We start from the raw sequence: 20,904 nt of genomic DNA, 5'->3' as shown, positions 1-20,904 counted from the left end.
TACATTATCAGGAGTTCAATACTTCAAGTAGGAGGAATAATCATGTATGAATCTTTTGGAAACCGAATGCGAAAAATACGAATTGCACGACAATGGTCTCAACAGGAGTTGTCGATACGTGCAGGTATCTCCACGCCGCATATTTCGTCCATCGAACGGGACAAGCGTCACCCATCCCTGGAATATGCTCAGCGCATTGCAAATGCTCTAGGTGTATCACTGCATTCTCTTTGTGATTCAAACGCCGAGTTTCGCATGCCGCGCATGCACAATTCACCTGAAGAATTGCCGCTTCATATGCAAAATTTTATCTTGAATGAATCAGCGTTTCCTTATTTGGAGGCAGCTCAATGTATGAGCACGTTGTCCGAAGAAGACACCCGTTTTTTAAAAAAACTGATTGAAATTCTCGCTCAACGAGAACGCGCTTTGTCCACTGTGAATCAAACACTATAATGTCCTGATTCCATTGACAGCATCATTCTGGCGTGGCTGACATCGCCATCCGCCAAGGCCCCCTGCCCAGACTAAACTTTACATACTCTTCACCCATGGCAAGGGGCCATCACAATAGCCCATTTCAATCCAACAGCACTTTCACTCCGAATCGTCCTTTGACCGTCTGAAAGGTTGCGATGTACTTTGGTTCTTTCTTGATAGGAAATGCTCTTTCTTCTTCAAGTCGCGCCATAAAACAAGTGGCTTGAAATTTGGTGTCCATCAACTTCAGATAGTATACCCACCCCATTTGTGTCTCACTCCTTTATCGGAAGCTGACCCGTTGGCTTTTCTTCAGGCGCTACAGGAAGAACGACTGTGAACGTGGTTCCCACGCCGATTTTGCTTTCAACGAGCATATCACCACCATGTTCAACGACAATATGCCGCGCGATGGCCAATCCCAACCCTGTGCCCGACCGCGATCTCGTCCGAGCTTTATCCGCTTTGTAAAACCGCTCAAAGATAAACGGCAAATCTTCTTCAGAAATACCGGCGCCCGTATCGGCAACGCGCACATATGCATGACGATTGCGAATATCGGCAGCAAACGTGATACTTCCTTCAGGTGTATGGCGAAAAGCATTGTCCAACAAGTTCGTAAACACTTGTTCAATTCTATCCGCATCTGCGAACATATATAGTTCCTCTTTCGGCGCATCCAGTTCAAAAACGACGCCAAAATCTTGAGCCAGCGCTTGGAATTTGCGGCCGATCCGCCGCATAATCTGGGCGAAATCCACCAACTGACGGTTCATCTGAAATTGTCCGCTCTCCAGTTGTGCCAGATTCAACAAATCATTAACCAAGCGTTTCATGCGCAATGTTTCATCATAGATGATTTCGGTCAATTCTCGGCGCTGGGTCGGATCGTCAGAAATATCATCCAGCAATGCTTCGGCATATCCCTGCATCATGCTCAAAGGTGTCCTCAACTCATGTGATACATTCGCCACAAAATCTTTACGCAGTCGATCCAAACGGTGTTCTTCTGTGACATCACGCAATACGGCCAGCGTGCCACGCATATGTGTTCCATCAAATTCATACAGCGGCAACATGGTGATGACCATGTGGCGACCTTCCCAAGTCGCTTCTTGAACCGTAGGCTCCTTCACATCGCTGACATGAAAAAACAATTGCATCAAACTGTCAGGCAGTTTACGCGTATCCGATACACCTTGTTCCGCAACGGACATGGAGCGCAATCTTCTCAGTGCTGGCGGATTGGCCATCGTCACTTGCCCATCCATATCCGTGGCCACGACGCCATCTTCAAGTGATGCCAAAATACTGCTTAACTGATCTCGCTCAACCGACAAAGTCTCAATCGTATTGGCCAATTCTGTCGCCAATGTATTAAAAGTATTGCCCAGACGTCCCACTTCATCATTCGTGACCACTTCAACACGACTCTCAAAATTGCCGCGCGCCATTTCTTCCGCCGCCCGATTCATTTCAATCAACGGACGAGACAAATTTTTGGATACAACAAATGCCAATCCAGTGGCTAAAACAACACCGAGTACAGTGTCAAAAAAGATGAGACTTCGCATGCGATGAGCTGGCGCATCCAGAACGCTCATCTTTTGCGAGACGCTTAAAATGGATGGCTGCGTACCTGCGGTAGACAAATCCAAATAGACCGAAACCTCGTCTGAATCGTTAGATTTAGAATGAATAGATACCGGTTTGCCCGCGAGAAACTGTGCTTTTTGCGCTGCAGTAAAGTTGTCATACGCGGTCTTCAACTGATTGTTGGGCGTCAAAGGCGTGCTTAATTCCACATCAGCTTGCAGCACCGCCGCTGTAATCTCCTCAATCAGTTCTTGCGTCAATTGCGGCCCCTGACTCATGATCAAAGTTTGCACATTGGTCGCCAGCGTGATCAACTGATCTGTTTCCCGTTGCACGACATAATTGTTAAAAATTTGTTGCTGTAGCAAAGACAAGAGAACCAAGACAAGAAAGACCATCGCAACGATGGTCAGCCACAATTTTGCAACCAGACTATGACGAATCAAACGAATCACTGGACAACCTCGAATTTATAGCCCACACCCCAGACAGTGACAATATATTGACTCACAAGGTCTGAAGCTTGTCCCAGTTTCTCGCGCAAACGTTTGATATGTGTATCGACTGTACGCTGATCTCCATAGAATTGATAATTCCATACATCGCGTAAAAGTTCTTCACGACTAAATACTTTATCCGGACGTTGGGCCATGTAGACAAGCAAGTCAAATTCTTTGGGCGTCAGACTGATCTCGCGACTGCTTACTTCAACACGTCGTGCATCGATTTGAATCATCAGGCCAGGGAAATTTAACGTTTGCTGTAAATCGGTCCTTGCGTATTCCGTCTCACCTGTGCGCTTGAGCAAAGCCTTGATACGCATGATCAGTTCCCTTGGACTGAACGGTTTGACAACGTAATCATCGGCCCCCAGCTCAAAACCGTGAATTCGATTCATTTCATCACCAGACGCAGTGAGCATGACAATCGGAACGTCACTTTGCTGGCGAATTTGGCTGCACACATCACGTCCGTCCAAACCAGGCAACATCAAATCGAGGACAATCAAAGAAAACGGTTCAGCGAGCGCAATTTCAACCGCTTCTTTCCCGTCTTCCGCTTCCGTCACCTCAAAACCACTGCGTTCCAAATACATTTTAACCAGTCGGCGAATGCGTTCTTCATCATCAACAACTAATATGCGTGGTTGTGGCATGCGAGAACCTCCGTTCTTCATCTGCCTCCATTATAAAGCGAGATACCTTCGGCTGAAAGGTAAGAACGAATGAAAAAACGGCAAGTCGTCGACTTGCCGCAAAAATAACATATTCGTGTCAGTGCGTTGTCGGGAAAACCCGCGCGACCAATGTACGGAAATTATCCCAGATGCCGCTGATCGGTTTGCCTGCCTGAACATCGTTCGCAAAGCTTTGGAACCGCTGATACACGTCCGGATTTGCACTCACGTATACGTGATGAATACGGTTGTCAATTCTTTTGACGGCCGTTCCTATCTTGTTTTTTTGTGCCAAGCCAAGATTGGTTTTTGATTTTCCCTTTTGGGTTACGGCAACATATGCCGAATCTCCGACCACGAACGCAAACGCGTTCTTTGCGTACCCCTTTTTCACCAATCCGTTGGCGATCTTCGTCGCCAATTGCACATGGCTTTTATCCGCCACACGCCCATTCACAGGATTTCTGGTCACATTTTTTGTGGCGTTCATGACGTCTGCAGCTGGTTTTGAATTGTTGTTGACGTCGGCGCCACAACCCGTTAATACGAGTACAAAGAGCGCTGCACTGGCTATCGTTAGCCGCTTTTTCATGAATTTCACATCCCTTCGCGGTTAGGATGTAATACTCGCGAAGGTTCAATACATGATTTTCAAATTCTCTTTGCCAAAAATGTCATCTCTGACGTTTTTGCCCTTTATACGGCCGTTTCCGTCTTGCGGTCGGACGCTTCGTCGACTGCGTTTTGGGAAATGTGGGCCGCACATAAGGCGGCGGTGTCAACTGAACGCTTCTGTACAGCGCCTTCCACTCAGATGGTTCCAGTAAACGCCAGTCACCTGTCTTCATATGTCCCAACGCAATGGGCCCAAAAGCGATTCGCTTCAAGCGTTTGACCGGAAGATGGAGTTTCTCAAACATCCGCCGCACCTGGCGGTTTCGCCCCTCGTGGATGGCGATGTGCACAACGGATTCTTCCCCCTGCTTGAGCACCTCTACCTGCGCTGGCGCTGTGACGCCATCCTCCAACTCGATGCCTTCCGCGAGCATACGGCGAGCTTCCTTGTCCACCTGGCCTATGACGGTCACCCGGTAGACTTTTTCGATATCGTACGAAGGATGCAGCAAGCGTTCCGTCAACGTGCCATCGTTTGTGAATAACAATAAACCGCTGGTGTCGTAATCAAGACGCCCAACAGGGTACAATCGTTCCGCAACATCAGGTAACAGTGACATCACTGTGCGTCTTCCTTCTGGATCAGACACCGTGGTCACATGCGCCGTAGGTTTATTCAACAATAAGATCACTTTTCGCTCAGCTTGTACAGGTTGCCCGTCTACAGCAATCACTTGCTTTGCGGCATCCACTTTGTGACCCAGTTCTGTGATTTTTACGCCATCTACAGTGACATGTCCTTCGACAATCAACGTCTCGCACTTTCTGCGCGACGCCACGCCCGCATGGGCGAGCACCTTTTGCAATCGTTCTTCCATCGTTCATCTCCCTGACCGGGCTAAAGGCCCTAGAGATGTATCATACCAGACAATAAGGAAACTGCGAACACACTTGCGATCACGCTGATAAAATCGCTCAGCAAACCGACCTTCATCGCATACCGAAATCGCCGAATCCCCACACTGCCAAAGTAGACGGTGAGAATGTACAACGTTGTATCCGATGAGGCCTGCATGGTGGAAGCAAGCATCCCCAGCCAGGAATCCGGACCATGCTTTTGAAAGATATCCACCATAAACGCCAGCGAACCTTGTCCACTGATGGGTCTCAATAAACCAAGCGGCGCAACCTCAGCTGGAATGTGCAACCAATGAAGAAGCGGTGTCAGCGCACGAACAAGTATATCCATTGCGCCAGACGCGCTGAACACACTGACCGCGACGACCATCGCCACCAAATGTGGAATTAACTTCACGGCTGTCGCAAAGCCGCCCTTCGCACCATCGACAAATGTGTTGTAAATCGATACTTTTCGCACATAGCCAAAGAGCAAAATCGTACCTATCATCACCGGTAACATCCATTCGCTCACAGCAGTCATGAAGGATTGCATCATGTCTGCCTCCGCCTATCCAAACGTCGGAACAGTTTGTCCAATATGATGGCTGCGGCGGTGCCGATGATGGACGCGACCAGGGTGGTTCCCACGACAGCGGTCGGTTGTGCTGAATGGTATTGCATGCGAAAGGCGATCACAGTGGTCGGTACAAGCGTGATACTTGCCGTATTGATGGCAAGTAGCGTGCACATTGCATCACTCGCGCGCTCTTTTTCAGGATTTAAAGTCTGTAGTTCCTGCATCGCCTTGAGGCCAAGCGGAGTAGCCGCATTGCCTATGCCCAGCAAATTTGCACTCATATTTGCCAGAATGGCCCCCATCGCTGGATGCTCTGCGGGCACAGACGGAAACAAAAACTTCGCAATGGGTCGTAGGATGCGCGAAAGCCAGGCGATTGCCCCAGCTTTCTCCGCGATGTTCATCAGCCCAAGCCACAACGCGATGACACTAATCAGTCCAATCGACAACATCACGCCTTTTTCCGAGCCTTTGATCACAGCGTCCGCCACACTGTCCATCCGGCCCGTAAACATTGCTGTCACAATACCTACGAGAAATAAGATAAGCCATATGAGGTCGATCACGACTGGCACACCCCCACGGGACAAACCCCTGTTTGTCCTTACAAGCGTATGCCAGTCGCGAACGATCTAACACTAGAATTGTCGGTGTTACACCACCGGTGGCCGGTCAGGGGCGTCGTCGTGGCGCACTTGATGAATGAAGGATTGAATTCGTTCCATGACCGATGGCGCCATATCAATGAGACGGTCATAAAGTTGATTCTGATTGTCCGTGGACAAGAGACGAACGTTGTTGCCATGCACAATCAAGAACCCAATCGGGGTAATGGAAACACCACCGCCCGAACCGCCTCCGAATGGATTTTCTCCATCGCTGTTGCTGCCCCTTGTTTGCTCGGCCTGAAACTCACTGCCACCCGCCGCAAAGCCAAAACCGACTTTGGAAACCGGAAGGATGACGGTACCATCTGGCGTCTCTACCGGATCGCCAATAATGGTATTGACATCGACCATTTCACGGATATTCGACATGGCCGTCTGCATGAGGCCCTGAATTGGGTGATCCAATGCTACGTCCTCCTTTTCCAGACCCAGAACAACTGGATGCCTGCGCTGATAGCGTAACCTATGCGGACACGCATTATGCCGTTGATCCTGACGTGAAAAAGGGTTTGATTGAAGACCGGGCGAACATTGACTTGAGGTGTTGTGCGATATTGGCACAGTGAACTAGAATATCCGACCGCAGTGTCAATCACTGCATACAGTGCACCGACGGCCATTCCAGTGAATGCTGCATCCATCAGCCCAACGTTGGCCTCGACAAGCAGTTCGTGCACGCAGACTCGTCGTGTAAATCGTTTGATGATTCGGGTCAGCCTCTTTAAAAATGAATACAAAGGACCAACTCCGCCTAGAAAACCGGCGACATCAGATAAAGAAATCACTTTGTGTGTCTTCTGCTGATTTTTCGCTTCCGCTTGTACGCCAATGGTGGGCCCTTCAGCCGTGAGTCCAGCCTTCACCGAAGTGAGTTCGCGCCGAATTCGAATCAGGCCGAAAAGATAGCGCAGTTCAACAAAACCATGCCCCTCATCCCGATGTTCTAAACGCAGATGAATTTCCAATGGCATATACAAGAGAAGCAGCATACAGACGAGAATTATGCATATGAGGAAAACCCAAGTCATCGCAAATGCCACCTTCTCACGTCGGTGACATTATGTGCCGATTTTAGCTTTACTATGCACTTAGTCGCGCGGCATTTCGGTAGGCAACACAAACAGAGATACGTCTTTTTCCTCTGGCGTGGCAGGCAATGGCGGGAGTTCTGTCAGGGATTTCAAGCCAAAGTGGCGCAAAAAATGATCTGTCGTGCCAAATAAGATAGGACGCCCTGGCGCATCCTGGCGCCCGACTTCCCGAATCAGTTGGCGGTGGACCAGTGTCGCCAACGCGCGGTCTGACTGTACACCGCGGATTTCATCCACGTCAATCCGCGTGATGGGTTGTTTGTAAGCCACAATGGCCAGCACCTCCAGCGCGGCTGCGGAGAGGCTTGTTTGCATCGGCGTTTGCGCCATGCGCTTCAGGTATGTCGCATGTTCCGGGCGTGTCATCAATTGCCATGTATCTGCGACTTCCTGTACAGCAATTCCAGCATTCCGATCATCCAAGTGCTGCTGTAACTGTTGACACAGGTTGCGCGCATCCGAGACACTGCACTCCAAAATGCTAGCTAAATCGGATGTTTGAAGCCCCTCGCTGCCTGCCGCAAACAGGAGCGCTTCAATGGTGGCCAACAAATTCATTGCCCGTCTCCCCCCGTCCAAACCAGTTCCAAAACACTAAACGGTTCCTCCTGAATACATTCGACTTTCTTGTCCTTGACCAGTTCCAGAATGGCGAGAAAAGCGGACACCAATGCGTGGCGCGTCTTCGCAAAATCAAACAGGTCTTCAAACAGAATGCGGCGATAACGAGATAGGCGGATTTCCAATTCCGCCATGATGTCTTCCACGCGTTCCACATGGCCTCGTATCTCTGCGACCTGTTGTGTTTTCGGCATGCGCGCATATAGTTTGCGGAATGCGTCGACGAGGTTCCAAAGAGACACGCCAGTCAACTCCGGCACCTCACGCCGCTTGAATGGCGTCAAATCCATTGGCGCGCGCGAATAGACCTGCGCCTGCTGATTTGCCATATCTGACAATTGCATCGCGGCCCACTTACAGCGCTCATATTCAATCAACTGTTCCACAAGCGGCGCGCGCGGATCCTCTTCCTCGTCGACACTTGTCTTTTGCCGTGGCAGCAACATACGTGATTTAATGGCGAGCAAAGTGGCTGCCATCACGACAAACTCACTGGCAATATCCAAAGACCATTCTTCCATTGCCCGCAGGTACTCCAGATATTGATCCGTTATCTCGGCAATCGGAATGTCGTGGATGTCCACTTCATTTTTGCGTATCAAATGCAAAAGGAGATCCAGCGGTCCTTCGAATTGAGCCAATTTTATCTCATAGCGTTGCATGCCGCTCACACGCCCTTATCCAAACCATGACCAAATCCATGAACTCAATGCTTGTGCCACATCACCGAAAATGAGATTGCGAAACTGCGGCACAATAAATAAGAGAAGCAAAATAAACGGTCCGTATGTATCCAATTTACTATAGGCCAAGGCCTGGCGATACGGCAATAAATGACGTAAAATTTGCGATCCGTCAAGAGGCGGCAAAGGAATGATATTGAGTAGAAAAAGGGACACATTCACGCCGCCGATGATGGACAACAAATTCAACATTGGGCTGCTATAGGAGACAAAAGACAATGCAAAGTAACTTAAAACCGCCAAAATGAAATTTGAAGCAGGTCCAGCAGCTACTGAAATGATGAAAGATAGACGTGGACGACGAAAATTATTCATATTGATGGGAACGGGCTGCGCCCACCCAATCCCGACGAGCAAAATCATGATGATGCCCAAAAAATCCAAATGGGCAAGCGGATTGACGGTAAGCCGACCATTTAGACGCGCCGTCTTATCGCCTTGCAAATCGGCTGCCAGCGCATGTGCGTACTCGTGAACCACGAGACTAAATAGCACCACAAAAATGGTCAATATATAACTTGGCGTCAAAAAACCGAGCAATGTGCAACCTCCCGAAAAATTGTGTAGGCCTCATTATAGCACAGCATCATTACAAGCGCCGCAGGCGAACAGGCCACCAGATGCGCTCCAACGGACTCATCACGCTCACTTCCGCTATGCGTTTGCGTGCTCGTTTTATAAATACATCGTCATTGGTCAAAATGACAAGCCGATTTTGATCACTAAACGGCAGCCCCACGGGCAATTCCATAACGTGAGCAAAGTTCTGTTTTGCCGCTTCTGTAAAGGACCCTAGAGCGGAACGCCTCATACTGAACCCAATCACGTTATACACCACCACACCGTGTTCTGTGATGACGTTTGGCAACGCCTTGATGACCTCTGGGCTCAATGCAGGTTGATATATGTCATTGCGCATGAATGCGTCAATAAAAACCATATCGTAGCGCATCGGTAAATCAGCGCGCAAAAAGGCGATTCCGTCACCGACCCAATAGTCAGCACGCCGGTGACTCGGCGCATCAAAGTAGTGAATCGCCACATCTAGCACCGTTTGGTCAATCTCGACCCCTTGCAAAACCGCATCTGGATACTCGGCCAAAAGCGAATGAAGTGCTGTGCCGGTGCCGACACCAACAGACAAAAATGTCTTCACTTCATCCATAGTATGTACAAGCGCACGAAAAGCGCGTTGGTAAGGGAAAACCGGCCGGTCAGGCCGGGACATGTCGCGCGCCCCTTGCCAACCACCTCGCTTACCAAAGCGCATCATCCGCAATTGATTTCGCTCTACCACTTCGATTTGGCGGTGTATTGTGCCCTGTTCTGAGTAAATGATAGAAATGGTATTCAGTCCCATTCTGTGGAGTTTGTTTTCCTCATCAGTATACAACACGGGATAGGGACTATGGAGTCATGCATGCGCCGGTGTCGTACGTTGCCAAAAACGGGACAAGAATGGCCACATTGGGCGCACTACGCCTATAAACGACTGGAACATGCCAAAGTAGCGGAACATTCGCGGCAAGAACATCAACAGACCCATCATATTTGTCGTCACCTCCGCGCATTTCTGTGTTCAGCGTATGCGGAAGCTGTAAGTTTGCTGTGGGCGCCATCTCGAAATCGCTTGGCGTCAAGCGAGAGTATCCATTCAAGTGCGGCGGTTGTGACAGGCGATCCTCGTTCTGGCGCATCGTGGCCATTCATTTTGCCCACATCCCCGATGCCAATCACCAAAGGGGCGTCAAACCGCCGCAAGATGTCCACCGTGTCCCCATGAATCACGTAAGAAGAAAGCGCCTGCCCGTTTTTATCGACGGCAGTCTCCACCTTATTTCCTTGCCAATCGATGCTGAAGTCCACAGCAGCGCCATCCACTTGATTTGTATTGGAAGCGACGGCCAACGTTGCAATGACTTCCACATCCGGATGATTGAGCAGTACGCTAAGGGCCTGTTCACCGCCAGACTCGTTGCCATCTCCATTGTCATCCAACATGACAATCACCGGATCGTATGGCGTCTGTCGGATATAGGTCACCATTTGAACGCCTGACAAAGGCGTGGGATTGCCAGCGCTTTGCGCAATGACTCGACATCTCGTGCGCTTCGCTGCTATTTTCAAAGCGCGCAGCGCCATATGGTCTCCGTCTGTCACCACAATGACCCGTTTTTTGTTCGATGGATTGTCATTTTGCTTGAACATGGCGAATCATCCTTTCGGTTTCGCCAACGACGCAGCCAAAAAGGCGAACACAATGGCTGCTGAAATCCCTGCGCTTGTCACTTCAAAGATACCCGTTATGATCCCAATCAACCCGTGTAGATGCGCTTCGTACATCGCCCCGTGCACCAAGGAGTTGCCGAAACTCGTGATGGGGATGGTCGCACCTGCACCTGCGAAGCGAATCAATGGTTCGTACAGTCCAAAACCATCCAAAATTGCGCCAGCAACCACAAACATCACCATGATATGCGCGGGGGTGAGTTTAGAAAAATCCATAATCACTTGTCCCAGCGCACAAATCCCACCGCCAATGACAAATGCCCAAATAAATACGGACCAACTTGGCATTACGATTCATCCTTCCTTTCGCTCAAACACGACAGCATGCGAAATACTCGGAATTGCATCATGCTGTTGCGCGCTGACCGTGGATAAAAGCGCACCTGTCGCGCTGACCAATATCCGTTTCCACTGCCCATCCAAGAGTTTTCCAAGTAAATGGCCAAATGTGACGATGGTGCAGCAAGCGCCACCACTGCCACCAGAAAATACCTCGCGTTGTGTTTTGTCATAGACGAGCATGCCACAATCCGTGAGCTGGTTTAACTCGCTGATCCCCTTTTCCTTGAGCAATTCTTTAAGCAATGTATGTCCGATGTCCCCTAAGTCCCCTGTTGCGATGCAGTCGTAATCGGCAAATGTGCGATTGGTGTCGCGCATGTGACAAAGCAGCGTATCCGCTGCAGCAGGCGCCATGGCTGCGCCCATTTCCCATGGACTTGTGACCCCATAGTTCACAACACGGCCAACAGTTGCATGAGTCACCTCAATTTGTTTTCGCGTGTTCGTCAAAAGCGCCATGCCCGCACCAGTGACTGTCCGCTGCGCCGTCGGCGGTTTTTGTGCGCCATATTCGGTCGGATACCGAAACTGCCGTTCTGCGGTGCTGGTATGACTGGATGTTCCAACCAACGCGTTTTCCGCATAGCCAGTGCTCACCAACACACTGCCAATGGTCAAAGCTTCACAGATTGACGCGCAAGCGCTGTATACGCCCAAAGACGGTGCAGGAAAAGGGCGCAAACCAAAATAAAAACCAGTCAGTTGCGCGTTTAAATCACCGCCGATAAGCACATCAATTTGCTCAGAAGTCAAGTTTGCCTTTTGCATGGCGATTTGCGCCGCCTGACCGAACATGCGCTGCTCTGAATGCTCCCATGTGTCTCCGTCGATCCGATCATTGGCGTGACGCACGTCAAAACATTGCCCTAATGGACCGTCACTTTCAACTTGCCCTGCCACCGTGCCTGTTCCGGCGACATAAACCGGATTCTGTGTAAAATCGTAAGTTTGCCGACCTAACTTGCTCATGCAACAACCTCCATGTATCACAGATGCATGACAATGTAACGAATCAAGGACACAAAAAACGCGCTGACAACCCCAAAGACAATCACTGGCCCCGCGAGTTTGAACATGTTTCCGCCAACGCCAGAAACCCAGCCTTCACTGCGATGCTCCATCGCCGCTGAAGTCATTGTGTTGGCAAATCCTGTGACAGGCACTGCCGACCCTGCTCCCGCCCATTGGGCAAATCGATCGTAAACGCCGAGGGCAGTAAACACCGCGGACAAGAAAATCATCACTGCGGCGGTCGGATTGCCGGCAGTAGTCACTTTAAAATGGCCATAGCGAATAAACAGACTTTGAATGACCTGACCAAGTTCACAAATCAGTCCACCAATGACAAATGCGCGAACCGTATTCAAGAAAATTGGACGTGCCGGACGGTGTTTTTTGACCAATTGTTGATATTTTTCGCGGTCCGCATTGGTTATGCTCGACATCTGCTCATTCCTCCAACGACGTGCTCTCTTTATGTATTGTGCCCAAGGCGGAAGAACATACTCTGCGCCAACTCCACATGAAAAAGCTGCCTCCAAAGTGTTTTACACCTTGAAGACAGCGCCCAAAATGATGGATGCCAACGCATCACCATCATTCTTTGATTGAATTTTATTTGTACGCACATGGCAACCCTTTATGCAGAAGATGCAATTATTCGAGTTGCTCTTTGATTTGTTGCAGAATGCGTTTCTCCAAACGCGACACCTGCACTTGCGATATGCCCAGTACACGCGCGACATCACTCTGCGTCTTATCCTTGAAGAAACGCATATAGACAATATAGCGTTCGCGTTCCGGCAGACGGCCGATAATTTCGTGCAAGGCAATCTTGTCAAACCAGCCCTGCGCCTCTTCATCAGCAATTTGATCCATCAAGTAAATCGGGTCTCCGTCATTTTCGTACACCGTCTCATGAATGGAGGCCGGTGCACGCAGCGCTTCTTGGGCGAACACAATTTCTGAAGGTTCCATGTCCATCGCTTCCGCCAGCTCAGTAATATGCGGTTGACGCCCCAATTTTTTCGCTAAATCATCGCGAACATGCCGGATCTGTTTCGCCGTCTCCTTGAGGCTGCGGCTGACTTTCACCGTGCTGTCGTCGCGCAAAAATCTCTGTATTTCGCCAATGATCATCGGCACAGCATAAGTTGAAAACTTGACATCGTACGACAGATCGAACTTGTCCACAGCTTTCATCAGGCCAATACAACCGATTTGAAACAAGTCGTCTGCATCATAACCACGCCCCAAGAACCGCTGTACCACGGCCCAAACAAGGCGCTGGTTATGTATCACGAGCGTATCTCTCGCTTCTTGATTGCCGCTTTGACTGGCCGTGATAAGCGATTTGACTTCGTCGTCGGACAGCTTTTTGTTCTTCGCGTTCTTTACGGAAGTCTCTTTTGCATAGTCCATGTCAGAGACCCCCATTACTTGCGATTTGGATCTGCACCAAAGGATTTGATCATGGTCACACGGGTTCCTTCACCAACAGTGGACTCCACTTCCAATTCATCTACGAAACTCTCCATGATGGTCAGCCCCATGCCCGATCTTTCTAATTCCGGCCGAGAAGTGTACAGCGGTTGACGTGCCTCCTCAATGTCTGAAATGCCAATTCCCCTATCGGTGATCACAATTCTGACCGTCCGATCATAAATTGCGCATTCAATCTGCACATCGCCTTCTCTTTCTTCGTACCCATGAATGATTGCGTTTGTGACCGCCTCGGAAACGGCGGTCTTCAGTTCCGTCAATTCTTCCATGGTTGGGTCCAATTGCGCTACAAAAGCCGCAACTGCCACGCGTGCAAGTGACTCATTTTCGGAACAGCTCGGAAATTGGAGTCGCACGTAGTTGTCTACCTTTGGTTGGCTTGCCACGTATTCCACCTTCATCACGCTCCTTTGACCGCTTGCACCGCAACATCTTCGACCTCATATACGGGGAGCACTTTTAACAAACCCGACATTTCAAACAGCTTCTGCAGTGGTGGACTTACCTCGCACAGGGCCATCTGGCCGCCATGCTGGGAGACCGTCCGCAACCGACCGAGAATCAAGCCAAGACCTGAACTATCCATAAAGTCGATGTTGCGGAATGACATCACCAGTCCCTGATAATGAGATTTTTCCAATTGCGCTTCAATTTTATCGCGAATTTGCTCAACGGCATGGTGATCCAGATCTCCATGAAGGCTGACGACGAGCACCCCGTTTTCGAATCTTGAATTGACTGACACCGTTGTATTCTCCTTTCATAAACGGCTCTTTCAGCATTCAAATTGGATGGAGTGTCCGCTAAATCCTGCCCATTGACAAAACTAGAAGCATTTCTACGAAATTCGACAAGGACTCAAATGGCTTATCCAAGATACAAACGATTTTCAATAGAGAAATGTGCAAATCAACCGCAAGCCATAGTACAATAAAAGTAAAATCTGTTGGAGGCTCTCCCTATGGATACACTCGGCAAAAAAATTCGTACTCTTCGAAGAAAACAGAAGTTGACACAACAAACTTTGGCCGAGGGGCTCGTGACCGCTAGCATGATTAGCCAGATCGAGGCGGATCGAGCGACCCCGTCCGAAAGCCTTTTGCAACAAATTGCCAAACGACTCGGTGTCGAAGTCAGTTACTTCGCCTCTGATTTATTAGATAAGTCTGACGAGATGCAAACTTACCGCCAAGCGCGACATCTCATGGGTGAACATCGCTACAAAGAGGCGATCGATCTACTCAACACCTTATCGTGGCCGCTATCTCCACAATTCAAAGCAGAGGTCGTCTTTAACGAGATGGCAAACTGCTATCTCCAAATGGGGCAATTACATGACGCAGCGCGGATGTATGAATGCGTCATTCAGGCAGGCTATGAAAAAAACGATGTGGCCACCGCGATTCACGGTTACTACAATGTAGGCAATACCAAAAGACGGCTTGGTGAAGAGCGAGTGGCATGTATGTATTGGCAACGGGCAGGGGATCTATTGCGTCAATACGACAACATGTATATGCCCATTGGGCTTAAAATACAAGCAAACCTTGGCCGCCTGTATCTTCAAGAGGGAAACTGGGTGCAAGCGCGCCGCGCGTACGAAGAGGCGCTTCGCTTAACCAATAAATATGGGGGTAATTTGGATCTGGCAAAGATATACCAAGGGCTTGCCTATGCGTGCATGAAAATCGGAGAATTTGATGTTGCACTGGAATATAACATGCTCGCCATTGACGCGCACACGGACGCAAAGAATGTCAAGGATGTGCTGAAATGCCAAGTAAATCATGGCATGATATTGCGCACTGCAGGTCGCTACGCTGAAGCGCAACAGCACTTGCTTGCACTGCGGCAGCATCTGTCCAATGACGAGGATATTGTAGCTTTGGCCATTGCCCACGAGTTGGCGCTGGTGGCATCGGCGCTTCAGGATTTTGATGGAACGCTTGCTGAAACGGAAACGGCGCTTACACACGCGCTTCTCAATGAACAGATTGAAGGGGAAATTCGCCTGTTGCGAGCCAAGACATATGTGGAACTCGGCGCATTGGAAACCGCTTTACGCGAAGTTGAGCAAGGGCGCGCCTGTTTGACAGACAACCATTCGACAGCTTTAACCATTGCATTTCGCGATGTCGAGCGGCAATGCTGGATGCAATCCGGACGTGAATCAGATATTATCGCAACCTGTGTAGCAGAAGCTCAACGCATCCTGGGCGCTCAGCCCAACCAGTGTGATCAAAACATTTCCGCGTAAATAAGAATTATCAGCAAATTTTTCTGCCGCTCGACAAACATGTCGACTGGAGTCGAGCGGCACTCCGTTTGTCAATCCGCTGTTCCAAAAGTGATGATCTTCTTCACTGTCTTGCCAAAACCTTGAATAAAATTGGCTTTCTGAACGCTCGTTTTTGCAATGAGCGGCACTTTGGCAACCATGTGGTGATTGACCATCACTTTCAGTTCACCCACTTTGTCACCTTGCCGCACTGGCGCTTTCATTTTCATCAATTCAATTTGCGTCTCGTAGCTGACTTTCGCAGCGCGCTGTGTGACAAAACCAACAGGCGCAGCTGTAACCGCCTCGACTTTATCCACTCGCCCTTTGGAAACCTTCGCCTTGGCGACGACATGCCCTTGTGGATAAATCAGTTTTGATGTGTAGTTGCTAAAGGCCCAGTTTAACATGCCGCTTACTTCTGCGTTCCGCACTGGTGGTTTCGGTTCACCCATCACCACAGCAATGACTCGAAATCCTTGTTTTTTCGCGGTGGCTGACAGACAATACCTCGCTTCTTGCGTGTACCCTGTTTTCAGCCCATCTACTCCGTCGTAAAAACGGACAAGCTTATTTGAATTCACGAGCCACAATGGGTGTGCTGAACCTTTGCGAAGATAGTCGCTGTAAACAGATGTGAATTTTGTTATCTCTGGATATTGAAGCAGCGCCTGGGACATCACCGCAATATCATGAGCAGAAGCATAGTGATTTTTTGCGGGCAGACCATTGCAGTTTACAAAATGGGTATCATTCATACCAAGCTGTTTAGCCTTTTGGTTCATTTGGGCGACAAATGCCTCTTCACTGCCGCTCAAATGTTCAGCCATCGCCACACATGCGTCATTCCCAGAAGCAATGGCGATACCTTTTACCATATCGCGCACACTCATGGATTCGTTCGGTTCGAGGAAAATTTGCGATCCGCCCATACTTGCGGCATATTCACTGGTTTTTACCTGATCTGTCCATTGCACACGACCAGCGTGAATGGCATCCATAATCAACAACATCGTCATGATTTTGGTAATACTAGCCATCGGAAGTTCTTTGTGAGCATTTTTTTGATATAAAATCTTTCCAGTTGTTGCATCCATGATGACAGCCGATTTTGCCTCTTTTGCCAGAGAGACGTTCACTTCAGGCTGTGCAGTCTTTGTACTTGACACCAATGCTGAATCATCGACATAAGGCACAACGGAAGTCGCTGCAAATGATGACGTTAAAAAACTGGCATTTGTTGTACCCAATACACACGAACATGCAATGGCCGTTGTGGCAACACTGCGCTTCCAATTGGGCATGATGATACCCTCCTTCGTTTACCGTGATGGCTAGGAATTCAGGGTTATTGTGTACATCGAAGCCCAAAAATATAAAAAAGAAGAGGCGCCTTGCGGCACCCCTCTGCTATATTCATCATGATTGATGTGAAAAACCAGATGAAAGCGTATGCCAAAAACTAGAACCTGCCTGCGGGTTTTTGACTGAAAAAAAATCTGCCAGTGTGGCGCCAATATCTGCAAATGTCGTGCGTATGCCCAAATCAATCGCCTGACGAATGCCGTGATGATAGACCAACAATGGCACAAATTCGCGCGTGTGATCAGTGCCAGGGGTCGTGGGATCACAACCGTGATCAGCAGTGATACACAGCACGTCTGTATCCCTTAGTTTGGTGATGACATCTGCAAGCTGCACATCAAATGCTTCAATGGCGCGAGCGAACCCAATGGGGTCATTGCGGTGTCCATATTTGGAGTCAAAATCAACGAGATTTACATATAAAACACCCTGGCTCCAATTGTCCATCTGTTTTAACAACACGTTCATGCCGTCCGCATTGTCATGTGTATGAATGGCTTCTTGAATGCCTGACCCGCCGTAAATGTCCCCGATTTTCCCGATTCCAATCACCGGAATCCCAGCATCGTCAAGCGCGTTTAACACGGTGTTGCCAAACGTCAGTGAATAATCACGCCGATTGTCTGTTCGCTCAAAGTGCCCCAGTGTACCTTTAAACGGTCGCGCAATCACACGCCCAACTGCATGGTCACCGACCAGAATTGATCTTGCATATGTACACCAGTCATAAAGGGTTGCGACTGGAACAATCTCTTCATGTGCGGCAATTTGAAAGACGCTGTCCGCAGATGTGTAGACGATTGGTCGCCCAGTCTCCATGTGGATTTTGCCGTATTCCTCAATGACGACCGTACCAGACGCAGGTTTGTTCGCAAGTACCGGCTTGCCGACATATTGTTCAAACGGTGACAAAATTTCTCGCGGAAACCCCTGTGGATACGTCGGCAGCAGTTTATCCAAAATGACACCGACAAACTCCCAATGCCCGTTTGTTGTGTCCTTGCCGCTCGACTGTTCTTGCATCTTGCCGTAAGCGCCGCAAACAGTTGTCGACTCCACACCCGCCACATCAGCGATCCGCCCAAGGCCGAGCTTGGCGAGATTGGGTGTTTTCAAACCAGCAACTGCCGATGCGACGTGCCCAATTGTATTGCTTTGCGCATCAGCAACCCCATAACTTTGGGCATCTGGTGCCGCACCGATGCCACAGCTGTCCAATACAATCCAAATCCACCGACGGTTCGAAGTCACAGGGTATCTCTCCTCTCAAGATGGCCATTCTGCCCGAGGATGCGCAGCAACGTAGATTTCTCTCAATCTTCCTTTCGTCACATGCGTATAGATTTGGGTCGTCGAGATGTCGGCATGTCCCAGCATTTCCTGCACCGCGCGCAGGTCAGCGCCGCGTTCCAACAAATGTGTGGCAAATGAATGACGCAGCGTGTGCGGTGTGATCTCTTTGAAAATACGCGCTTCATTGGCGTACTTCTTCAATATTTTCCAAAACCCTTGCCGCGACATCTGAGTGCCATGATGGTTGAGGAACAGCGCTTGTTCCGAAACATGGCGCATAAACGACGGTCTGCCCACTTCCATATAGGTGTGCAACGCCTGCAAGGCAAATTCGCCAATGGGAATAATTCTTTCCTTACCGCCCTTTCCCATACATCGCAGAAACCCACTCGACAGATGTACATCGCCGCATTGTAATGAAACCAACTCACTTACCCGAATCCCCGTGGCGTACAACAATTCGAGCATGGCATAATCGCGTAATCCAGCTATAGAAGACTTGTCCGGCGCTTGCAACAGACGTTCCACTTCTTCCGGCGTCAGCACGCGAGGCAGTCGTTTTTCAATCTTCGGTGTTTCCACATGAATGGAAGGATCTTGGACAATGAGTTCTTCGCGAACAAGAAAGTGAAAGAAAGAGCGAATACTTGCCAAATTGCGTGACATCGTTGAGTTCGCGCGTCCAGCATCTTGTAAATGGCGCAAGTAAAGAGAGATGTGGTGCTGCTCGATTTCTTGAAAAGCCGTATGGCCGCGTTTGACAAGATACGTGTGAAACGTGTGCAAATCGCGCTCGTATGACTCCAAAGTGTTTGCCGACAAACCGCGTTCGACCGTCAGATAATCGACAAAGCGGCGAATCCACTCGTCCATTGGTGTTGCTCCTTTGACCACGACGTTGAACCCAATTTGCTCCAACCGTCTCCAAAATTATCTTGTACGTTAATTCAACGTCAGTGGTAAAACTCCTTCTCCATTCGACATAAAATGACACGCGATGAAAAGGCGCTGTCAGTTCCCTAGCCTGATGTCATTCAAAAGTGTGCGCCACCAGGAGAAACTTTGCCCACCGTGATTTGATGCGAGCACAGAGACATATGGCGGTGTGGGTGGAGAAAATTTGTCCGGTGAAGTGCGAAAATACACCTCTAGTTGGAAAAGGAAAAAAACCAGGGAAGCGACTGTCACCGCAATGATGAACGTCTTAAGAAAATCAAAAATATGGCTCACACATATCACGCTCCGTTTTAACACTCCGGATGACTCATCAACCGCAAAATGACCGCTTGGTTGTCAGGTTGAACACGAACATCCTGTTGTAAAACATTACGCGCAATGTGGCCGCATCTTTCACATCGGTGCACAATTTGGTATCCCTTTTTTGAATTGTAATCCACGCGCACTGGTCGCATCAGACCGCCACAATCAGCCGCCCTGTCGCCAGGGCGAACATCCAAGTGCACCGAATAAAGACAGTTGGGACAATGATTGCGGCAACTGTGTTCACTCGGCAATACATCATGTCCACAGTTTGCGCAGACAAAAGATTCGTTGCGATGTGTAAACTGGCGCATAGTACTTCCCCCTTTGTTCACGCTGACCAACATCGCGATGTAAAGCATCTATGAGACGCACAAACTGCAATCGCTTATATCAAAAGACTTGCCAATAAATGCGGCACTAAAAACGCTTGAATAAACGCCCCAAGCATCAATCCGCCGCCACATAGCACAAATGTGCCAGTATATTGTAAAAACCGCAGAGTTAAACGGGTGATGGGCAGCCGTTGCTGCAGAATCTGCTGTGAAAAACGAATGGCCGTCACTGCGGCGATAAACAGCGTTAGAAAAGTAATTAATTGGTGCAAAAAGATGCCAAGTCCGGCCAGCAAGAATCCCTTCCAGCCAAATTGCAGCGTTGTATAGCCAACTGCAAAGCCGACCGTAAACGCCCGCAGAAAAATGGTGGCGATGACAAACGGGATCCCGATGACAGAAACGCCAAACAACCACAGCAAAGCGAGTATCTGCGCATCTCCCATCAATCTCTGCCACCAGAGATCACTGCCTGTGGCCAACTGATTTTGCTTGATGGCGGCGAATAAATGTTGCAAGGCATTGCCAAGCACCATGGTGTCGGTCTGCCCCAATTGTGCAGACACAATTGCGCCAAATATCAGCCCACATAAGGTCACACCCATTAAAAATGACCAAAGGTGAAGATGGCGACTTGCTTTTGCTTGGACAAACATTTTCAATTGCGACCACGTTTTAGACCATGACAAATTCTGCAACGACGGGTTAGTGTACACTGCTGCAATGCGTGGCTTCAAGTTATGTCCCCTCCTAAAACACTAGTGGTTTCACA

At 49.2% G+C, this 20,904-nt stretch carries 28 protein-coding genes; 2 read left to right on the top strand and 26 right to left on the bottom strand.

The features are described from left to right. Window positions 1–42: 42 nt before the first annotated feature. Complete coding sequence (locus tag ACFSB2_RS10495) at window positions 43–456, top strand: helix-turn-helix domain-containing protein (protein ID WP_377942979.1); 414 nt, start codon at window positions 43–45, stop codon at window positions 454–456. 124 nt (window positions 457–580) lie between these two features. Here ACFSB2_RS10495 and ACFSB2_RS10490 read toward each other — a convergent pair whose 3' ends face one another. The 20 genes from ACFSB2_RS10490 to spoIIAA all read right to left on the bottom strand — a co-directional run bounded on the left by ACFSB2_RS10490 (window position 581) and on the right by spoIIAA (window position 14,346). Further along, window positions 581–748, bottom strand: coding sequence for a hypothetical protein (locus tag ACFSB2_RS10490; RefSeq protein ID WP_377942978.1), 168 nt, complete (start codon window positions 746–748; stop codon window positions 581–583). A 7-nt stretch (window positions 749–755) separates the two neighbouring features. Then, a complete protein-coding gene (locus tag ACFSB2_RS10485) occupies window positions 756–2,531 on the bottom strand; it encodes an ATP-binding protein (RefSeq protein WP_377942977.1) in 1,776 nt (591 codons plus the stop codon). Next, window positions 2,528–3,232, bottom strand: coding sequence for a response regulator transcription factor (locus tag ACFSB2_RS10480; RefSeq protein ID WP_377942976.1), 705 nt, complete (start codon window positions 3,230–3,232; stop codon window positions 2,528–2,530). The genes ACFSB2_RS10485 and ACFSB2_RS10480 overlap by 4 nt, the downstream gene beginning before the upstream one ends. A gap of 118 nt (window positions 3,233–3,350) precedes the next feature. Then, a complete protein-coding gene (locus tag ACFSB2_RS10475; RefSeq protein ID WP_377942975.1) occupies window positions 3,351–3,845 on the bottom strand; it encodes a YhcN/YlaJ family sporulation lipoprotein in 495 nt (164 codons plus the stop codon). An 82-nt stretch (window positions 3,846–3,927) separates the two neighbouring features. Further along, a complete protein-coding gene (locus ACFSB2_RS10470; RefSeq protein ID WP_377942974.1) occupies window positions 3,928–4,746 on the bottom strand; it encodes a pseudouridine synthase in 819 nt (272 codons plus the stop codon). Window positions 4,747–4,775: 29 nt separating this feature from the next. Further along, window positions 4,776–5,321 carry a spore maturation protein gene (locus tag ACFSB2_RS10465; RefSeq protein ID WP_377942973.1) on the bottom strand — a complete coding sequence of 182 codons (546 nt, stop codon included), beginning with the start codon at window positions 5,319–5,321 and terminating at the stop codon, window positions 4,776–4,778. Further along, a complete protein-coding gene (locus tag ACFSB2_RS10460; protein WP_377942972.1) occupies window positions 5,321–5,911 on the bottom strand; it encodes a nucleoside recognition domain-containing protein in 591 nt (196 codons plus the stop codon). The genes ACFSB2_RS10465 and ACFSB2_RS10460 overlap by 1 nt, the downstream gene beginning before the upstream one ends. An 87-nt stretch (window positions 5,912–5,998) precedes the next feature. Then, the gene (gene ytfJ / locus ACFSB2_RS10455; RefSeq protein ID WP_377942971.1) at window positions 5,999–6,418 is read right to left on the bottom strand and encodes a GerW family sporulation protein; all 420 of its coding nucleotides are present in this window, start codon (window positions 6,416–6,418) and stop codon (window positions 5,999–6,001) included. A 2-nt stretch (window positions 6,419–6,420) separates the two neighbouring features. Further along, window positions 6,421–7,041 carry a DUF2953 domain-containing protein gene (locus ACFSB2_RS10450; RefSeq protein ID WP_377942970.1) on the bottom strand — a complete coding sequence of 207 codons (621 nt, stop codon included), beginning with the start codon at window positions 7,039–7,041 and terminating at the stop codon, window positions 6,421–6,423. A gap of 60 nt (window positions 7,042–7,101) precedes the next feature. Next, a complete protein-coding gene (gene scpB, locus ACFSB2_RS10445; protein WP_377942969.1) occupies window positions 7,102–7,662 on the bottom strand; it encodes an SMC-Scp complex subunit ScpB in 561 nt (186 codons plus the stop codon). After that, window positions 7,659–8,387 carry a segregation and condensation protein A gene (locus ACFSB2_RS10440; protein ID WP_377943008.1) on the bottom strand — a complete coding sequence of 243 codons (729 nt, stop codon included), beginning with the start codon at window positions 8,385–8,387 and terminating at the stop codon, window positions 7,659–7,661. Before ACFSB2_RS10440 ends, scpB begins: the two co-directional genes overlap by 4 nt. Window positions 8,388–8,402: 15 nt before the next feature. Then, window positions 8,403–9,008 carry a site-2 protease family protein gene (locus ACFSB2_RS10435; RefSeq protein ID WP_377942968.1) on the bottom strand — a complete coding sequence of 202 codons (606 nt, stop codon included), beginning with the start codon at window positions 9,006–9,008 and terminating at the stop codon, window positions 8,403–8,405. 49 nt (window positions 9,009–9,057) lie between these two features. Beyond that, entirely contained in the window at window positions 9,058–9,828 is a 771-nt protein-coding gene (locus ACFSB2_RS10430; protein WP_377942967.1) for a spermidine synthase, read from the bottom strand. Between the two features lie 197 nt (window positions 9,829–10,025). Further along, window positions 10,026–10,676: a stage V sporulation protein AE gene (locus tag ACFSB2_RS10425; protein WP_377942966.1), complete on the bottom strand. Its 651-nt coding sequence runs from the start codon at window positions 10,674–10,676 to the stop codon at window positions 10,026–10,028. 6 nt (window positions 10,677–10,682) lie between these two features. Further along, window positions 10,683–11,045: a stage V sporulation protein AE gene (gene spoVAE / locus ACFSB2_RS10420; RefSeq protein WP_377942965.1), complete on the bottom strand. Its 363-nt coding sequence runs from the start codon at window positions 11,043–11,045 to the stop codon at window positions 10,683–10,685. Window positions 11,046–11,051: 6 nt separating this feature from the next. After that, entirely contained in the window at window positions 11,052–12,068 is a 1,017-nt protein-coding gene (gene spoVAD, locus ACFSB2_RS10415) for a stage V sporulation protein AD (protein WP_377942964.1), read from the bottom strand. A gap of 17 nt (window positions 12,069–12,085) precedes the next feature. Beyond that, entirely contained in the window at window positions 12,086–12,544 is a 459-nt protein-coding gene (spoVAC, locus tag ACFSB2_RS10410; protein ID WP_377942963.1) for a stage V sporulation protein AC, read from the bottom strand. Between the two features lie 211 nt (window positions 12,545–12,755). Beyond that, window positions 12,756–13,520 (bottom strand): RNA polymerase sporulation sigma factor SigF, encoded by a 765-nt coding sequence (gene sigF, locus ACFSB2_RS10405; RefSeq protein ID WP_377942962.1) that lies wholly within the window; start codon window positions 13,518–13,520, stop codon window positions 12,756–12,758. Window positions 13,521–13,534: 14 nt separating this feature from the next. After that, the gene (gene spoIIAB, locus ACFSB2_RS10400) at window positions 13,535–14,002 is read right to left on the bottom strand and encodes an anti-sigma F factor (RefSeq protein WP_377943007.1); all 468 of its coding nucleotides are present in this window, start codon (window positions 14,000–14,002) and stop codon (window positions 13,535–13,537) included. Then, window positions 14,002–14,346 carry an anti-sigma F factor antagonist gene (spoIIAA, locus tag ACFSB2_RS10395; RefSeq protein WP_377942961.1) on the bottom strand — a complete coding sequence of 115 codons (345 nt, stop codon included), beginning with the start codon at window positions 14,344–14,346 and terminating at the stop codon, window positions 14,002–14,004. The genes spoIIAB and spoIIAA overlap by 1 nt, the downstream gene beginning before the upstream one ends. 216 nt (window positions 14,347–14,562) lie before the next feature. Here spoIIAA and ACFSB2_RS10390 point away from each other — a divergent pair, with 216 nt between their 5' ends. Then, the gene (locus tag ACFSB2_RS10390; RefSeq protein ID WP_377942960.1) at window positions 14,563–15,858 is read left to right on the top strand and encodes a tetratricopeptide repeat protein; all 1,296 of its coding nucleotides are present in this window, start codon (window positions 14,563–14,565) and stop codon (window positions 15,856–15,858) included. 71 nt (window positions 15,859–15,929) lie between these two features. Here ACFSB2_RS10390 and ACFSB2_RS10385 read toward each other — a convergent pair whose 3' ends face one another. The 6 genes from ACFSB2_RS10385 to spoIIM form a co-directional block, all read right to left on the bottom strand. Continuing rightward, window positions 15,930–17,183, bottom strand: coding sequence for a D-alanyl-D-alanine carboxypeptidase family protein (locus ACFSB2_RS10385; RefSeq protein WP_377942959.1), 1,254 nt, complete (start codon window positions 17,181–17,183; stop codon window positions 15,930–15,932). 115 nt (window positions 17,184–17,298) lie between these two features. Further along, window positions 17,299–18,495, bottom strand: coding sequence for a phosphopentomutase (locus ACFSB2_RS10380; protein WP_377942958.1), 1,197 nt, complete (start codon window positions 18,493–18,495; stop codon window positions 17,299–17,301). A 15-nt stretch (window positions 18,496–18,510) separates the two neighbouring features. After that, on the bottom strand, window positions 18,511–19,410 hold the full coding sequence (gene xerD / locus ACFSB2_RS10375; protein WP_377942957.1) for a site-specific tyrosine recombinase XerD: 900 nt from the start codon (window positions 19,408–19,410) through the stop codon (window positions 18,511–18,513). Between the two features lie 138 nt (window positions 19,411–19,548). Next, window positions 19,549–19,767 carry a hypothetical protein gene (locus tag ACFSB2_RS10370; RefSeq protein WP_377942956.1) on the bottom strand — a complete coding sequence of 73 codons (219 nt, stop codon included), beginning with the start codon at window positions 19,765–19,767 and terminating at the stop codon, window positions 19,549–19,551. A 17-nt stretch (window positions 19,768–19,784) separates the two neighbouring features. Beyond that, the gene (locus tag ACFSB2_RS10365) at window positions 19,785–20,111 is read right to left on the bottom strand and encodes an RNHCP domain-containing protein (RefSeq protein WP_377942955.1); all 327 of its coding nucleotides are present in this window, start codon (window positions 20,109–20,111) and stop codon (window positions 19,785–19,787) included. Between the two features lie 74 nt (window positions 20,112–20,185). Continuing rightward, window positions 20,186–20,869 (bottom strand): stage II sporulation protein M, encoded by a 684-nt coding sequence (gene spoIIM, locus ACFSB2_RS10360; protein ID WP_377942954.1) that lies wholly within the window; start codon window positions 20,867–20,869, stop codon window positions 20,186–20,188. Window positions 20,870–20,904: the final 35 nt, after the last annotated feature.

It is taken from the genome of Alicyclobacillus fodiniaquatilis (genome assembly GCF_042678105.1).
GTDB lineage: Bacteria > Bacillota > Bacilli > Alicyclobacillales > Alicyclobacillaceae > Alicyclobacillus > Alicyclobacillus fodiniaquatilis.
Note: the sequence above shows the minus strand (reverse complement) of the source record. Positions and strands in the feature narration are given on the sequence as shown.

Excerpts from the sequence above, each read along its gene's own strand:
- ACFSB2_RS10495 (WP_377942979.1), top strand. The coding sequence starts at position 43 with ATGTATGAATCTTTTGGAAACCGAATGCGAAAAATACGAATTGCACGA.
- ACFSB2_RS10490 (WP_377942978.1), bottom strand. The coding sequence starts at position 748 with ATGGGGTGGGTATACTATCTGAAGTTGATGGACACCAAATTTCAAGCC.
- ACFSB2_RS10480 (WP_377942976.1), bottom strand. The coding sequence starts at position 3,232 with ATGCCACAACCACGCATATTAGTTGTTGATGATGAAGAACGCATTCGC.
- ACFSB2_RS10475 (WP_377942975.1), bottom strand. The coding sequence starts at position 3,845 with ATGAAAAAGCGGCTAACGATAGCCAGTGCAGCGCTCTTTGTACTCGTA.
- ACFSB2_RS10470 (WP_377942974.1), bottom strand. The coding sequence starts at position 4,746 with ATGGAAGAACGATTGCAAAAGGTGCTCGCCCATGCGGGCGTGGCGTCG.
- ACFSB2_RS10465 (WP_377942973.1), bottom strand. The coding sequence starts at position 5,321 with ATGCAATCCTTCATGACTGCTGTGAGCGAATGGATGTTACCGGTGATG.
- ACFSB2_RS10450 (WP_377942970.1), bottom strand. The coding sequence starts at position 7,041 with ATGACTTGGGTTTTCCTCATATGCATAATTCTCGTCTGTATGCTGCTT.
- scpB (WP_377942969.1), bottom strand. The coding sequence starts at position 7,662 with ATGAATTTGTTGGCCACCATTGAAGCGCTCCTGTTTGCGGCAGGCAGC.
- ACFSB2_RS10440 (WP_377943008.1), bottom strand. The coding sequence starts at position 8,387 with ATGCAACGCTATGAGATAAAATTGGCTCAATTCGAAGGACCGCTGGAT.
- ACFSB2_RS10430 (WP_377942967.1), bottom strand. The coding sequence starts at position 9,828 with ATGGGACTGAATACCATTTCTATCATTTACTCAGAACAGGGCACAATA.
- ACFSB2_RS10425 (WP_377942966.1), bottom strand. The coding sequence starts at position 10,676 with ATGTTCAAGCAAAATGACAATCCATCGAACAAAAAACGGGTCATTGTG.
- spoVAE (WP_377942965.1), bottom strand. The coding sequence starts at position 11,045 with ATGCCAAGTTGGTCCGTATTTATTTGGGCATTTGTCATTGGCGGTGGG.
- spoVAD (WP_377942964.1), bottom strand. The coding sequence starts at position 12,068 with ATGAGCAAGTTAGGTCGGCAAACTTACGATTTTACACAGAATCCGGTT.
- spoVAC (WP_377942963.1), bottom strand. The coding sequence starts at position 12,544 with ATGTCGAGCATAACCAATGCGGACCGCGAAAAATATCAACAATTGGTC.
- sigF (WP_377942962.1), bottom strand. The coding sequence starts at position 13,520 with ATGGACTATGCAAAAGAGACTTCCGTAAAGAACGCGAAGAACAAAAAG.
- spoIIAB (WP_377943007.1), bottom strand. The coding sequence starts at position 14,002 with ATGAAGGTGGAATACGTGGCAAGCCAACCAAAGGTAGACAACTACGTG.
- ACFSB2_RS10390 (WP_377942960.1), top strand. The coding sequence starts at position 14,563 with ATGGATACACTCGGCAAAAAAATTCGTACTCTTCGAAGAAAACAGAAG.
- ACFSB2_RS10385 (WP_377942959.1), bottom strand. The coding sequence starts at position 17,183 with ATGCCCAATTGGAAGCGCAGTGTTGCCACAACGGCCATTGCATGTTCG.
- xerD (WP_377942957.1), bottom strand. The coding sequence starts at position 19,410 with ATGGACGAGTGGATTCGCCGCTTTGTCGATTATCTGACGGTCGAACGC.
- ACFSB2_RS10365 (WP_377942955.1), bottom strand. The coding sequence starts at position 20,111 with ATGCGCCAGTTTACACATCGCAACGAATCTTTTGTCTGCGCAAACTGT.